General features: G+C 69.7%; 10 protein-coding genes and 1 pseudogene. 6 read left to right on the forward strand and 5 right to left on the reverse strand.

Going from position 1 to position 15267, the window contains the following annotated elements; all coding sequences use genetic code 11:
• On the forward strand, positions 1–782 hold a 782-nt coding region (locus ACY45C_RS01185; RefSeq protein ID WP_462185824.1), incomplete at its 5' end, for a choline/carnitine O-acyltransferase.
• On the opposite strand, the gene rpoD is transcribed toward ACY45C_RS01185, so the two are convergent.
• Complete coding sequence (rpoD, locus tag ACY45C_RS01190) at positions 770–1738, reverse strand: RNA polymerase sigma factor RpoD (RefSeq protein ID WP_462185825.1); 969 nt, start codon at positions 1736–1738, stop codon at positions 770–772. The genes ACY45C_RS01185 and rpoD overlap by 13 nt on opposite strands.
• Before the next feature lie 735 nt (positions 1739–2473).
• On the opposite strand from rpoD, the gene ACY45C_RS01195 reads away from it, so the two are divergent.
• The 3 genes from ACY45C_RS01195 to ACY45C_RS01205 all read left to right on the forward strand — a co-directional run bounded on the left by ACY45C_RS01195 (position 2474) and on the right by ACY45C_RS01205 (position 6360).
• Positions 2474–4195 carry a hypothetical protein gene (locus tag ACY45C_RS01195; RefSeq protein ID WP_462185826.1) on the forward strand — a complete coding sequence of 574 codons (1722 nt, stop codon included), beginning with the start codon at positions 2474–2476 and terminating at the stop codon, positions 4193–4195.
• A gap of 132 nt (positions 4196–4327) precedes the next feature.
• Positions 4328–5320 carry a hypothetical protein gene (locus tag ACY45C_RS01200; RefSeq protein ID WP_462185827.1) on the forward strand — a complete coding sequence of 331 codons (993 nt, stop codon included), beginning with the start codon at positions 4328–4330 and terminating at the stop codon, positions 5318–5320.
• Positions 5317–6360, forward strand: a complete 1044-nt coding sequence (locus ACY45C_RS01205; RefSeq protein ID WP_462185828.1) for a glycoside hydrolase family 26 protein — start codon at positions 5317–5319, stop codon at positions 6358–6360. Before ACY45C_RS01200 ends, ACY45C_RS01205 begins: the two co-directional genes overlap by 4 nt.
• Positions 6361–6454: 94 nt before the next feature.
• Here ACY45C_RS01205 and ACY45C_RS01210 read toward each other — a convergent pair.
• Positions 6455–6991: pseudogene (locus ACY45C_RS01210) on the reverse strand (glutathione peroxidase).
• A 288-nt stretch (positions 6992–7279) separates the two neighbouring features.
• Between ACY45C_RS01210 and ACY45C_RS01215 the strand changes: the two are divergent.
• On the forward strand, positions 7280–7462 hold the full coding sequence (locus tag ACY45C_RS01215; RefSeq protein ID WP_462185829.1) for a Trm112 family protein: 183 nt from the start codon (positions 7280–7282) through the stop codon (positions 7460–7462).
• Positions 7463–7611: 149 nt separating this feature from the next.
• Here the strand turns inward: ACY45C_RS01215 and rpsA are convergent, their stop codons facing one another.
• From rpsA to ACY45C_RS01230, 3 genes are all read right to left on the reverse strand, one after another.
• Positions 7612–9090, reverse strand: coding sequence for a 30S ribosomal protein S1 (gene rpsA, locus ACY45C_RS01220; protein WP_462185830.1), 1479 nt, complete (start codon positions 9088–9090; stop codon positions 7612–7614).
• Between the two features lie 481 nt (positions 9091–9571).
• Positions 9572–11227: an acyltransferase family protein gene (locus tag ACY45C_RS01225; RefSeq protein ID WP_462185831.1), complete on the reverse strand. Its 1656-nt coding sequence runs from the start codon at positions 11225–11227 to the stop codon at positions 9572–9574.
• 122 nt (positions 11228–11349) lie between these two features.
• Positions 11350–12651 carry a glycosyltransferase family 39 protein gene (locus tag ACY45C_RS01230; RefSeq protein ID WP_462185837.1) on the reverse strand — a complete coding sequence of 434 codons (1302 nt, stop codon included), beginning with the start codon at positions 12649–12651 and terminating at the stop codon, positions 11350–11352.
• A 189-nt stretch (positions 12652–12840) separates the two neighbouring features.
• On the opposite strand from ACY45C_RS01230, the gene ACY45C_RS01235 reads away from it, so the two are divergent.
• Positions 12841–15207, forward strand: a complete 2367-nt coding sequence (locus ACY45C_RS01235) for a DUF459 domain-containing protein (RefSeq protein ID WP_462185832.1) — start codon at positions 12841–12843, stop codon at positions 15205–15207.
• Positions 15208–15267: the final 60 nt, after the last annotated feature.

Here is a 15267-nt window from a genome sequence, read left to right on the forward strand (position 1 = left end):
AGCCCGTCGAGTTCGTCCTCGACGCCAGCCTGCGGGCGGACGTAGCCGCCGCCGGCGCGTCGTTCGCGGAGTTCGCCGCGGCGACCGCCTCAACGGTGCTGTCCTTCACCGACTTCGGGCAGAACCGGGCCAAGGCACTGAAGACGTCGCCGGACGCGTTCGTGCAGCTCGCCTACCAGCTGGCGCACAGCCGGGCCAAGGGGCACATCGGCGCCACCTACGAATCGATCGCCACCCGGCACTGGCGGCGCGGCCGCACGGAGGCGATGCGGGTCGTCACCCCGGAGATCCAGCGGTTCGTGACGATGCTCAACGACCCGGGCACCGACACCGCCACCCGCCGGACCGCGTTCCGCGCCGCCGCCGACGCGCACGTGCGGCGCGCGAAGGACTGCCAGGCCGGGCGGGCCCCCGAGCAGCACCTGTGGGAGCTGCAGTTCATCGCCCGCCGCCAAGGCGCGCGGCTGGGGGTGACCGAACCGATCGCGCTCTACGAGACCCCGGGTTGCCTCAAGGCGCGCGACGACTACCTGAGCACCAGCTCCGCGCCGTCCACCAACGTCGAGTTCTTCGGCTTCGGGTCTACCAGCAGCCAGTGCATCGGCATCGCCTACGTGCTGCTGCCGGACCGGTTCAACCTCTACCTGAGTACGCCGCGCGCAGTCGCGGACGGGATGTACGCGTTCGCCGGCCAGCTCCAGCAGGTCGTCACCGAGCTGCAGGACCTGCTCGCCATCGACGAGACGGGCGACGGGCTGTTCCAGACGGACTATTCCAGGTAGTCGCGCAGCGCCTGTGAACGCGAGGGATGACGCAACTTCGCCAGGGTCTTCGACTCGATCTGCCGGATCCGCTCCCGGGTCACCCCGAACTCACGGCCGACCTCCTCCAGGGTTCGGCAACGACCGTCGACCAGGCCGAACCGCAGCTGGATGACCTTCCTCTCCCGGTCGGTCAGCGCCGTCAACACAGAGCGAATCTGCTCCCCGAGGACGCTGGCGACGGCTGCCTCGACGGGCTCGACCGCTCCGGTGTCCTCGATGAGATCGCCGAACTGCCCGTCGGACTCCTCCCCGATCGAAGCCTCCAGCGATATCGGCTCACGGGCGATTCCGACGAGTTCCTCGATCCTGTCCACGGAGAGGTCCATGGCGACGGCGATCTCCTCCACGGTCGGCTCGCGGCCGAGCTCGGTGAGCAGCTGCCTGCGCATGCGGACCATCTGGTTGACCCGCTCGACCACGTGCACCGGGAGGCGAATCGTCCGCGCCTGATCGGCGAGGGCACGGGTGATCGCCTGACGCACCCACCACGTGGCATAGGTGGAGAACTTGTAGCCCTTCGTGTAGTCGAACTTCTCGACCGCCCGGATGAGACCGAGATTGCCCTCCTGAATGATGTCCAGGAAGAGCATGCCCCGCCCCACGTAGCGTTTGGCGATCGAGACGACGAGCCGCAGGTTGGCTTCGAGCAGCATCTGGTTGGCGAGCCGACCGTCCCGCTCGACCGCCTCCAGCTCGCGGCAGAGCTGCGGCGACGTCACGACCGAGGGGGACGCCAGCTTCTGAGCGGCGAACAGGCCGGCCTCGATCCGCTTGGCGAGGTCGATCTCCCCCTCGGCGGTGAGCAACCGGGCCCTGCCGATCTGACCGAGGTACATCCGCACTGGATCGTGCAGCGGTGCGGACGCCACCCTGCCCGCCTCAGGGGTGCCGATGCCGCGGTCCGTCAGCTCCATCGGGGGGCTCTCACCATGGTGTCGAACCCAGTCTCATTGCCGAACCTAACCTCAATGATGATGCGGCCCATGCCCCGCTCCTGCCTTGTCCAGGCGTCTGCGAGCGCAGCCACCGACATCAAGGATGCCCTGACCCGGCCGGCAGCCGGTGTCCCGGAAGCGGATCGGATGGCGCACCCACACCTCACTGGATCCGCCACCGGGTACCGCCCTGCCGGGGTGACCGACGTAACAAGGGGATCAGACCGAGGCCCGACTGCTAAACTTGCGGACCATCAGCCTGGCTGCGGAAGATCGCGGACGTAGGCGAGCGAACCGTCTACGGGGCAGGCACATGCCGGAGAATCGCGATCTCATTGCCCGTTTCATGCACCCGCGATCCGGTCCGGTCAACCACCGTTGCCGGGTCCGGTCGGACCAGATCCACCCGAGCGGCCCTAGCCGAGTGTCCCGATCCCATAGAGCTACCATCCTGCTAGCACCCTGGCCGGCTGACACCCTGGTCAGAAGCGACGCGGTGGGCTCGATCGTCGCCCTGCGCGGAAGCGGCGGCATCGCTCGACCGTCCGGCGGCCGGCGCGGGGAGCCGGGGTCGGACCGATGCGGCACGGAGAGGACGGACGGCGATGGATCAATGAGTCTGGCCACCAACCCCCAACAACAGACGATCATCGAGATTCTCCGCGATCCCTCCGCCGTCCGAGTACCACCCGGCGGAGGGTCGGGTGGGCTGCGGTGACCGGCCCGGAGACATCCGCGCCGGCCACGGCCCAGCACCACGAGTCGCCACGCCCCCGGACGAGACCCGCGCCGGAGGTCACCGCCGCCCTGCCGCCGCGACCGGAACAGTCCGACCGGGAGCGGACCCAGGTCATCCGCGGCCTGCGCGGCCGCCGGGTCCCGGCCGTGGAAGCCTTCGGGACGGCAGTGGACGGGCCGACCCCCGAGGGGCTGCTCCCCCTGTGGGGTCCCGCGACCGGCGAATGGCTCACTCCCCCGATCCGCTGCGGCGAGATCCACCGGGGGCGCGAGGCACCGGCAGTCCCGGATGGCGGGGAACCGGTTGACTACGGGCTGACCATCCTGGACGACGACGGCCCGGCCGGTGGTCACCACCGTGACGAGCGACCGACCCGGGGTTCCAGCCGCTCGCGGGCCATCTGGACACTCGTCGACCAGGTGCTCTCCAGCGGGACGAACGCCGCGATGTCCTTCGTCATCGCCCGCAGCGTCAGCAAATCCGAGTTCGGGGCCTTCGCCGTCGCCTTCGCGATCTTCTCCTTGATGATCGGGTTCTCGAAGGCCGCCGGCACCGCTCCGCTGGGGATGAAGTTCTCCGACGTGCCGCCACGGGTATTTCGGGTGGCCGGTGCGGCGGGGACCGGCACTGCCCTCGTAATCGGGCTGGTCTCCGGGGTCGTGACGCTCGCCGTCGGTGCGGCGATGGGCGGCTCGGTCGGCGCCTCGCTGGTGGCGATGGGACTGGTCTTTCCCACGCTGCTGCTCCAGGACGCCTGGCGGCAGGTCTTCTTCGCCGAGGGTCGCCCGGCCGCCGCCGCCGCCAACGACGGGATCTGGGCGATCGTCCAGTTCGCCGCCATCTACGCGCTGATCGTCCGCGACGTCTCCACCTCGTGGGCGATGCTGCTGGCCTGGGGTGGCGCCGCCGCGGTCGCCGCCATGCTGGGCGTCACGCAGGCCGGCTTCAAGCCGGCGCCGAGCCTCGTGCACGAGTGGATCGCCGAACACCGCGACGTCAACGGGTACATGAGCGCCGAGTACCTCACCGTCCAGGGCGCCCAGCAGGCATCCACCCTGCTGCTCGGTACGCTGGGCGCGATCGACCTGGTCGGCGCGCTGCGCGGGGTGCAGACCCTGCTCGGACCGACGACCATTCTCGCGGTCGGGATCGTGAGCTGGGCCATCCCCGAGTTCTCCCGCCGCAAGGACCTCTCGGCCGCGGCCCGGGTCCGCGCCGCCTACGCCCTGTCCGCGGTGATCGTCGCGGCCGGCGCCGCCTGGGGGACGCTCTTTCTCGTCCTGCCGACGAGCATCGGGCACTCGCTGCTCGGCGAGACCTGGGAGCAGACCCACGACCTGCTGGCGCTGTCCATCGTGCAGCAGGCGGGCTCCGCGGCGACGGTCGGACCGGCCTGCATGCTCTACGCGCTCGGCAAGGCCAAGCTCACCTTCCGCGCGAATGCGGTGCTCGCCCCCCAGCTTGTCGTCTATCCGATCGTCGGTCTGGAGATCGGCGGCGGCACCGGCGCGGTCTGCGGTTACATACTTGCCTTCTGGGTGACCGTCCCCAGCTGGTTCATCCTCGTCCGCCGGGCCGCGCGGGAGGTGGAACGGGACACGGCGATCGCCCTTTCCGGTGAGCCGGCCGGACCGGACGTACAGGGCCGAGTTCCGGAGCGCCCGACCGGGACCGGCAATGATGATGTTTCACGGTAACGTACGGGCTGTGCGCAATATGTTCGGCCGACCGCGTCGAGGCGGCGTCCGAGGCGGCGTCCGAGGCGGCGTCCGAGGCGGCGAGGCTACCGCGATGAGTGCTGCCGGGCCAGGGCCGGTAGGGGGGTTGCGATGATTCTGCGTATTCTTTATCGGTCGGTCGGTTCGGAAAACACGAAGAACCGGCCGGCCTTCTACAGCAAGATGCTTGCGTTGGCCTCTCTCCTCCGGGCCGTCGAGAACGTCGACATCCCGGTACGGATCGTCTTCGTCAATGACGGCCCGATGCCGGCGGAGCGTCTTGCCGTGATGACGTCCGCCGGCGAGGTGCAGTCGGTGCAGTGCGGCAGCAATCGCGCATCCTACCGGTACGTGCTGCGGATGCCGCGGGTCCGGCGCTGGTCGCCGGACGATCTGGTCTGGCTCGCCGAAGATGACTATTTGTACACGGAAAAATCGCTTTCCAGTCTCGTCGCGGCAGCGACCGCGCTCCCCGCGGTCGACTATTTCACCCTTTACAGCACGCTGCGATTCTCCTCGACCACCACCCGCCGCCGGCCAATGGTCCGCCGGGACGGCGGCAGCCACTCCCACGCGCCGGTGCTCGACGGCGTGACCTGGGCCAGGGCCGCCGCCACGACCAGCACGTTCGGCCTGCGGGTCGGCACCCTGCTCGAGGACGAACTGCTGCTGCGCTCGATCCCGTTCGTCGGCGGCGCCTTCGACCGCGCGACCTGTCTTACCCTGCAGGGTTTCCAGCCCTTCCGGCTGGCCGAGCTGGGCGGGGAACCGCCTGCGTTCTCCCCGCAGCCCCCCGCCGTGCGGGTCGCTCGTCGGGTGGTGCTGAGCGGGCTGCGCACGACACTCAACGCCGTCGCCCTGGCGCGGCCCGAACGGCTGCGCCGCACGATGCTGGTGCCGGAGCCCTCCATGGCCACGCACATGGAGGTGGGTGAGGCGCTCGTTCCCGGTCACGACTGGGCGGCCGAGGCCGAGGCCGTGCAAGCATGGCTACGGGCCCGGCGGCCCGGCCCGGTGGAGACGCCGCTGCTCGGCGCCACGGCCACGGCCACGGCTTCGGGTACGCAGCGACCCTCCGCCGCGCACGGACCCTCCGCCGTATGAGACCGCGCCTGGCACCGCGAGGGTGGGGGTCTGCCGGCCGCCACACCGTCCGCGCCGCCCACCCGCGGTCACTCCCGCTGCCGCTGCTCCTCCTGCTGATCATCGGCCTGGTCGCCGGCGGGCTCAGCTCCTGCTCGGACAAACCCAAGCCGCCCCAGCCCCAGCCCGGCGGTGTGCACTGGGTCTCCGGCGCCAATGGCAACTTCCCCGCGGACGTCAATCTCTGGTCGGTCTTCACCGGCCGCAAGGTGGACCTGGCCGTCGTCTTCACGGATCGGCAGGACTGGACCAACCTGGTCTCGGCCGGCTGGCCGACGCAGGCCTTCACCCGGGACAAGTTCCCCGGCGGCCTGTCGGTCGCCCAGCCGATGTTCCCCAAGGACGGCGACGAGGCCACCTGCGTGACCGGCGCCTACGACAACTACTGGCGGCAGTTCGGCACCACGCTGACGACGTTCGGCCGCGGCGACGCCTTCGTCCGGCTCGGCTGGGAGTTCAACGGCGACTGGTTCTGGTGGTATCCACGCGACGTCGAGACCTGGAAGACCTGCTACCGCCGCACGGTCCTGGCGATCCGGTCGACCGCGCCGCACGTGCGGATCGACTGGAATATAACCGCACACCGGGATCACCTGCCGGTAAGCGGTCAGGACGTCTGGGACGCCTATCCCGGTGACGACTACATCGACGTGGTCAGCATCGACTCCTACGACTCCTATCCCGCCTCCGTCAGTAAGACGATCTGGGACCGGCAGTGTCATCTGCGATCCGGTCTGTGCACGGTGATCGCCTTCGCCCGCGCCCACGGCAAGAAGTTCGCCGTTCCGGAGTGGGGTCTGGTACGCACGACCGGCGGCGGTGGCGACAACCCCTACTACATCCAGAAGATGTACGAGACCTTCACCGCGAACGCCGACGCCCTGGCCTACGAGGCGTACTTCAACAACGCCGAGGAGGGGAACGTGGAATCCTCGCTGTACAGACCGGTACTGAACCCGAACGCGGCGGAACGCTATCTGGCGCTGTTCGGCGTCCGCTGACCGCGCTCGCCTACTCCTGCTGCGAAGCCGGCGGGCACCGCCCGCTTCGGCGTGCCCGGCCGGCGACAGCGGCAGGCCGGGCACGGGAGAACCATCAGGCCAGGGTGGCCTCAAGATCCTTGCGGATCTCCTCGAGGGTGACGGTCGGCTCGTACCGGCGGACCACTTTTCCGTCCGGGTCGACAAGGAACTTGGTGAAGTTCCACTTGATCTCGTCGGTGCCGATCGCTTCCGGCCGGGTCTTCTTGATGTGCTCGTAGAGGAAACCGGCATCGGGCCCGAAGTCACCGGGCGCCTCGGAACGCAGGTGGGTGTATAGCGAGGCCGCGTCGGGCCCGTTCACATCGATCTTGCTCAGGACCGGGAAGGTGACATCGAACTTCGTGGTGCAGAACTCCTGGATCTCGGCGTCGGTACCCGGCTCCTGTCCGCCGAACTAGTTGCACGGGAAGCCGAGGATCTCCAGGCCGCGGCCGTGCAGATCCCGGTACAGGGACTCCAGCCCCTCGTACTGCGGCGTCAGACCGCATTTGCTGGCAACGTTGACAATCAGCAACGTCTGGCCGGCGTAGTCGCCGAGCGAGCGGGAGGTTCCGTCCGCGGCATCGACGGTGAAGTCATGGACAGTCATGGACACCTGACTCTCGATGAGGGCGAGCTGGGACTTCGCGACCGGTCTCCGGCCGCCGAGCGACTTCGACGCTATCCCCCAGAAGTTTTTATGTCATCGAGTTGGTTGCATAACCCGTCAGCGACGCGAACCGGTGCCTCGCGACCGGGGCCCGGCACCGGGATGGCTGGCGCCCCCGGCCGGGGCCGGTCAGGGCCGACCGAGGTGTCTGCGATGCTCAGGGGATCCGGAACGGATACTCATGGGTCCCGCGACGGCCCCCCGAGACGACGAACAGGAACGTCAGAGATGACCATCGAACCCGAACTGTTGAAGATCCTCGCCTGCCCGGTCGACAAGGGACCGCTGGAGCTCGTCGACGGCTGGCTGGTCAACCCGCGTCTCGGCCATCGCTACGAGATCCGCGGGGACGTTCCGATCCTGCTCAGGCCGGATCACGTCGACCCGGCCGTGGCGCGCTCCTCGTCCTGATCCGGCCGAGGACCTCCCTCTGCCCGGGCTGAGCTTCTACCCGGGACTGGGCTCCCGCCGGGTCTGGGACGGGCAGGAGAAAGGATCGGAAATCGGTCGGGGCCCGGGGAGAAGATCCCCGGGCCCCGACCGTCGGTGACGGGAGTCGGCTACTCCCGACCGAACTGCTCACGCAGCCGACGCAGCGCCTCTTCGTCGATCGCCGAGGAAGGCTGCTCGGACTGGGAGGTGTAGGAGGAAGGAGCCGCCGCGGCGGCGTCGGCCTCCTGCGCGGCCCGGATCTGGGCCTGGTGCGCCTCGAAGCGGGCCTGGGCCTCGGCGTATTGCCGCTCCCATTCCGCCTGCTGCTCCTCGTAACCTTCGAGCCATTCCCCGGTCTCGGGGTCGAAGCCTTCGGGGTAGACGTAGTTACCCTGCTCGTCGTACTTGGCTTCCATGCCGTACTGGCTCGGGTCGAACGCCTCGCCGTCGGCAGCCAGCCCTCCCGCCTCGTTCGCCTGCTTGAGCGACAGGCTGATGCGGCGGCGGTCGAGGTCGATGTCGATGACCTTCACCAGGATCTCGTCGCCGACGTTCACGACCTGCTCGGGGATCTCCACGTGCCGCTCGGCCAGCTCGGAGATGTGGACCAGACCCTCGATGCCCTCGTCCACCCGGACGAACGCACCGAACGGCACCAGCTTCGTGACCCGGCCCGGGACGACCTGACCGATCGCGTGGGTCCGGGCGAACTGACGCCACGGGTCTTCCTGCGTCGCCTTCAGCGACAGCGAGACCCGCTCGCGGTCCAGGTCGACGTCGAGGACCTCGACGGTGACCTCCTGGCCGACCTCGACCACCTCGGACGGGTGGTCGATGTGCTTCCAGGACAGCTCGGAGACGTGCACGAGGCCGTCCACACCGCCGAGGTCCACGAAGGCACCGAAGTTGACGATGGAGCTGACCACGCCCTTGCGGATCTGGCCCTTGGCCAGCTGGGCGAGGAACTCGGAACGGACTTCGCTCTGGGTCTGCTCGAGCCAGGCCCGCCGCGAGAGCACGACGTTGTTGCGGTTCTTGTCCAGCTCGATGATCTTGGCTTCAAGCTCGCGGCCTACGTAGGGCTGCAGATCGCGGACCCGGCGCATCTCCACGAGCGAAGCCGGCAGGAAGCCGCGCAGGCCGATGTCGAGGATGAGACCACCCTTGACGACCTCGATCACGGTGCCGGTGACGACGCCGTCCTCGTCCTTGAGCTTCTCGATCGTGCCCCAGGCGCGCTCGTACTGCGCACGCTTCTTGGACAGGATCAGGCGGCCTTCCTTGTCCTCCTTCTGGAGGACAAGGGCCTCGACGTGGTCGCCGACACTGACGACCTCGTGCGGGTCGACGTCGTGCTTGATCGACAGTTCCCGGGACGGGATCACACCCTCGGTCTTGTAGCCGATGTCGAGCAGCACCTCGTCGCGGTCGACCTTGACGATGACGCCGTCAACGATGTCGCCATCGTTGAAGAACTTGATCGTCTTGTCGACGGCCGCTAGGAAGTCTTCGGCCGAGCCGATGTCGTTGACCGCTACCTGTGGTGTGGTCGGGCTGGGCGAGATGGTCACGGTCTCCACGGGTCGTACGTCGGTGGTGCTCGTCAAGGGGTCGGCTCCGGCTAGGGGTGGTCGTCCGCGCGAGGGCCGGATCGAACCGCCGGGACCGAGGGACAGAAACAACGCCAAAAACGAAGAAACTGTCAGGAACGATAACGACGCTCGAGTGGATCCGCTCGGTCTGAGACCCACGGACCCTCGTGCACGTCCCCAAGTCTAGGGACGGGTGTCCAGGGTGGTCAACGGGCGCCCGCACCAAGACGCGCGCCGTCCGCCATCATCCTCACTCTGCGTAGAGTAATGACGTCCATATGTAGTTTTAGGTGGCGGCACGGCGCCGCGGTAGGCGGGACAACACCGTCCCGCGGATCGTCCCGGCACACGGGTGGGAACGTGTACGGACGGGACGCGACAGAGACGAACCGCGCAGATCGGTTGAAAAGCGGATAAATGGGTAAGTTCGTGGCGTCCGATTCCCGACACCCGCCGACGGCATGGCCTCGCGGCCCGACGCCCGGTCATTCCCGGGTCAGCGCCGGCTCGCCGACCCCCCGCGCTCGGATCCCCCCCGCTCGGGCCCCCCGCGCTCGGCCGGCTGTGCCCCGGGCTCGCCGGGCTGCGGCGCGGGCTCCGGCCCGAGCCATTCCAAACCGTCGAACTCGACCCGGGGCCGCTTCCACCCGGCGCGCGGCGCCCGTCCATCCGGCACGCCGGGCAGGTCGGGATCAAGGGACCGGACCGGGGGGAACGGGTCTCGCACGTCCCGGTCCGTCATGTTCCGCAGCGGCATGATGCCTGACGCGAGTGGCACCGTCGGGCCATCGACGGGCTTCCCGATCACCTCGACCTCGCCCGGCGATCCGCCGGCCCCGCTCACGAGGCCGCCCTCCCCGCCCCTCGCCGCCCCTTCGAAGCGCCTCGCCACCCATCTGTCGACCCGCCGGGCCCACTCCCGGGAAAGGGTGATGCAGGGACGCTCGATCAAAAAGTGCGTCACGGTGGAGACCCCGACGGTCAGGGTGAGGACCACCAGGAGAAACGGCAGGTAGGGGATCTTCCACAGCCGCCAGCCACTGTGCTCCAGCACCAGGTCGATGACGGCCGAGTGCCACAGATAGATGCCGTACGAGATCGCTCCGAGGAAGGCCAGCGGACGGCTGGCCAGCAGCGGCCGCACCCAGCCGCGGTCGCTGCGGCCGAACACCGCCGGGAGCAGCAGGAAGAAGCCGAACAACCCGTAGCCCAGGTGCTTGCCTATGTCCTGGCTCCGCGTGGCTTCAAAGATCGGCACGAGCGGCAGGCCGAGATGCCTGCTCGACACCCAGTAGAAGAACGCGGCGATGCCCCAGCACACCGTGCCCGAGCCGGGCAGCTCGGCCCAGCGCGGCGACCTGCCCTGCCGGGAGTACCAGGCCGAGAGCACGGCGAGCAGCATGCCCATGGCGAACAGGTCCCACCAGACCGGCAGCCAGACGTTCCAGCCGTTCATCCAGGTCTGCGTGGACGGGATCACCAGATAATGGACGATCTTGGCTGCGGCGAACGTGACCGCGAGCGCGGCGAGTTCCACGCGTAACTGGGCGGCGGGCGGGCGGTCCCGCCGCCGCAGCAGCCACGCGTATACCGGTATCGCCAGGTAGAACGCCGCCTCGACGTCCAGGGTCCAGGCCTGGGTGAGGCCCTGGATCGCCCAGTGCTCCTGATAACCCTGGACGAAGAATGCCGTCTGGAACAGACCGGCCAGGCCGTGCACACCGACCCGCTTACTGCTGACCACGGTCAGGGTGACGGCGAGCGCCACCCAGTACAGCGGGACGATCCGCATGAACCGCCGGACCAGGTAGCCGGCGGCGTCCGAGCCGCGGAGGCCGGCGAACCGGGCGGCGACGAACGGGCGGTAGAGCAGAAACCCCGAGATCAGGAAGAAGACCGCGACACCGATCTCACTCCGGGCGGTGTAGGGGCCCAGCCGGCTGCTGGTGGTGAAACCGGCGGGAAACGCGGTGTGCACGACGACCACGAGAATCGCCGCGATCGCGCGCAGGCCGTCGAAGCCGCCGAAGACGACCTTGGGTGGACGGACCGGCGCGGGAGTGCGCGGTTCGGGGATGGAAGCGGTGCCGGCCGGGCCGGCGGCTACGCCGGAATCGGCTGCGGCCGTAAGAGAAAGGGCGGGTCCATTCACCGACCGAGCGCCCGGAGATCAGCAAGGTCCGGCACCCTGGCAACGTACCAGTCCGGTATACGCGACCACGTCGGCACCCCGAGCGAACCCCCCCTTTCTACCCGGCCGGCCGGTCCGCGAACCTACCGCGACACCCGAGCCACTACGCGACGCCCGAGCCACTGCGCGGCGGCCGTGATCGCGGCGGCGGCGAGCAGCACGATCGCGGGCTCCGCGGCGGCCCGGAACCGGGTCGTCCCATAGATCGCGACCGAGGCGAGGCTCAGCGCGATCGGCACGGCGAGCAGTGGCAGCAGCACGACCCGGCGGCGGCGCAGCACCACGACCCCGGCGAGCGCCGCGATCTCCAACGGCCACAGCGTGACCATCCCGACCTTACTGAGGACCAGGGGGCGCAGCTCGATGGTGTCCAGCCGGGCCTGCTGCCAGGGACGGTAGACCCCCCATGTCCGACCAAGCCGCGCCGCGGCCACCCGGGGCAGGCTGCGCTCGTTGTGTTTGATGTAGTCGTACGCGGCCCGGCGGTAGAACACGTCCCGTTCGGAGCGTTCCTGGGGCGAGGGTGGCAACGCCAGGATGCAGTCGAACGACCACCAGCCGACGTACCGGCCGGAGTAGCTGGCCGGGCAGTGGGTGACCGCCAGGGTGGAGCCGAGCCCGGTGGACAGGTATTCCGGCTCACTGAACCGGGACAGGTTGTAGATCGTCCAGGGCGCGATCGTGAGCGCGCTCACCGCCGCCGCGACGGCCACCAGGGCGATCCGGCGCCGCCAGGCGAGTTCACGGGCCGTCGCGACGAGTGGCACCACCAGCACCACGGCGAGCAGCGCCAGTTCCGCTCGCGCGAGCATCACCGCCGCGAGGGCCACTCCGAGCCAGGCGGCGTCGGCGGCTCCCCGCCGGTCTCGGAACCGGTAGGCGGCAAGGGTGATCCACGCGCAGGTGAGGATCCCGGTCGTCTCCGACATCAACAGCGGGTCGTTGAGCCACATGCCCGGATAGACAGCGGCGATCCCGGCCGCCACCAGTCCGGTCACGGGGCCGGCGATCCGCCGCCCGGCGAGGGCGACGAGCACGATCGACAGCACGCCGAGCAGGCACGAGAACAGCTGGTGGGACAGGAAGCTGGTGAATCCGAGCACCGACGGCACGGCCAGCAGCACGCTGGTCAGCGGGGGGTGCTGGGCGTCGGGGACGTAGCGGCCGGACAGGGCGAGTTCGTAGGGGTCGGGCCAGCCCCGGCCGTCGGCGAAGAGGTTCGCCGCCTCGTGGTAGTAGTACGGGTCTCCCTGCACGACCGCCGGATGCAGCCAGTGGAACAGGTAGAACAGGCGGACGGCGAGACCGAGCAGCCCGATCGCGGCCAGCCACAGGTGCCAGCGCACGGGCCGCGCCCGCCCCAGCACCACGGAGAATCCCGACATCACGGGGAATCCCGGCGTGGGGTGGCCCGCGGGCACCGCCGGCGCCGGGGCCACCATCCGGGGGAGCCCCGCCGTGGTCTCAGACACGCGCGGAAGGTACCAATGTCCCGATAGCGGCTCGACACCGCGTCCGCCGCGACAGCGGTGAGCACACCGTGCGTGCGTCCTCCCACGCCGCTGCGATTAGCCTTGCCTGTCGTATGTCCTGGCGAGGTCGCAGCCGACGCAACCCCCGGCGACGAGGAGGGAACGAGGCTGACCAGCAACGACGCCGACACCTTCCCGCTCGCCTCCGGTGGGCGCCACCGCCGGGTGGCACCCGGGCCGGAGCCCACCGACACCACCCCGATCAATACCCGCCTGGGCGGGACGCGACCGGCGCCCGGGGCCACCCGGAGACCGGCTGGACCTCCCCGCCGGTCTCCCGGGACGGCGACGGCGCCCGGGGCGAGAACCCGGGCCGGCACCCGGCCGCGGACCGGCACGCGCGAGGCGACGGGGCCGCAGCGGGTCGAGGAGGATCTCGACGCCACCGGGCCCGTGCTCGCGCCGCTCGGGCACTCCCCCGCGCTCGACGGCCTGCGCGCGCTCGCGGTCACGGCCGTCATCGCGTATCACGCCGGCGTCTCCTGGATGCCCGGCGGCCTGCTCGGCGTCGACACCTTCTTCGTCCTCTCCGGGTTCCTCATCACCGGCCTACTGATCGCCGAGTACCGCTACAACCGGCGCATCGACCTTCGCACCTTCTGGATCCGCCGGTCTCGCCGCCTGATGCCGGCGCTGCTGCTGCTCCTGCTCGGGGTGGCGGCCTACGCCCGCTGGATCGCCTCCCCCGGCGACGTGGGAACCCTGCGGCTGGATGCGCTCTCCACGCTGCTCTATGTCGCAAACTGGCGTTTCGCGCTGTCCGACCAGAGCTACTTCGACCACTTCTCGGCTCCGTCGCCGCTGCTGCACACCTGGTCGCTGTCCGTTGAGGAGCAGTTCTACGTCCTGTGGCCGCTGATCGTCTACCTGCTGATGCGGCACAGCGCGAAGACTGTGGACCGCTGGCGCCGGCAACGCCAGAAGGCCCAGTCGCTCGCGCTCACGGTCGCGGTCCTCGGCGCCGAGGCCTCCGCCCTGGTGGGCCTCGCCCTGCTCGTGGTCGGGACGGACCCCTCCCGGATCTACTACGGCACCGACAGCCGCGCCCAGGCCCTGCTGGCCGGGGCCGCCCTCGCCGTCTGGCAGGCCCAGCGGACGACCCCGATCTCCGCCCGGGCCCGGTCGGTCATGTCGGTCGTCGGCTGTGTCGCCACGGCTGCGATGATCCTCATCTGGACAACGGTGAGCGGGGAGAGCCGCGGACTCTACGCCGGCGGCTTCCTCGGGGTCGCGATCATCGTGATGCTGCTGGTCGCCTCGCTCGTGGAGGCGCCCCGGGGCCCGGTGGCGAGGGTGCTGGCCACCGCCCCGCTGACCTTCGTCGGCCGCATCTCGTACGGCCTGTACCTGTGGCACTGGCCGATCTTCCTCACGCTGACGGCCACCCGCACCGGGACGAGCGGCCTGGTCCTGCTGGGGCTCCGCCTCGCCGCCACGCTGGCAATCACCCTGGCCTCATTCCACCTCGTGGAGAACCCGATCCGGCGGGGCAAAGTACGCTTCCCCGTCCCGCGGGTGACGGTGCCCGCCGCCCTGGGCGGAGTGCTCGCGGTGATCCTGCTGGCGACCGCCGGGACGTCGGCGTCGGTGCGCACTCCCGCGGACCTGGAGGCGTTGGCGCGGCAGGCGGCGACCTCCCCACAACCGGCCGTCGCTGTCAAGGCCGGCGGGAACGCCCCGATCAAGGTCCTGCTAGGCGGCGACTCGGTGGCTCTCACCCTGGGGTTCAGCGACTTCTCCTCGAGGGCCGCCCAGCAGGGTATGGAGATCCACGACTTCTCCAAGCTGGGGTGCGGCGTCGCCCGGGGGGTGCAGCGGCGCATTCTCGGCAGCGCCGGTCCCACCACCGACGGATGCGACCAGTGGCCGCAGCGGTTCGCCCAACGGGTGAACGAGGTCAACCCCGCGCTCGCGATCCTGCTGGTCGGTCGCTGGGAGATCACCGACCAGGTGCGGGACGGCCGGTGGACGCACATCGGCGATCCGGGGTTCGACGCCTACCTCGGCCGGGAACTCGACCTCGCCATCGACACACTCGGCGCCAAGGGTGCCAAGGTGGTGCTCCTGACGACCCCGGTGTTCAAGCCGACCGAGGCGCCGAACGGCGGCATCTACCCGGAGACGAAGGCCGAACGGGTGGTGCGGTTCAACGCGCTGCTGCGGGCCGCGGCGGCCCGCCATCCCGGCGTCACCGTGATCGACATCGCGTCGATTCTCACTCCGGGTGACAAGTACGTCGACGAACTGGACGGTGTCCGGCTACGCGACGACGACGGTGTGCACATCTCCAATGGCGGTGCCCGACGGATCGGTGCCGCGATCATTCCCCAGCTTCTCCGGATCGCCCGGGGACCAGCGGCCGCCGCACCCGCGCCGACCACGCCGACCACGGGAGCGGGACCCGGCTGACCCACCCGCTTTACCCGACGCTAACCTTCCGCCCAGTACCGGGCGGTCTACAGGAGGATT

It is taken from the genome of Frankia sp. CcWB2 (assembly GCF_977927585.1).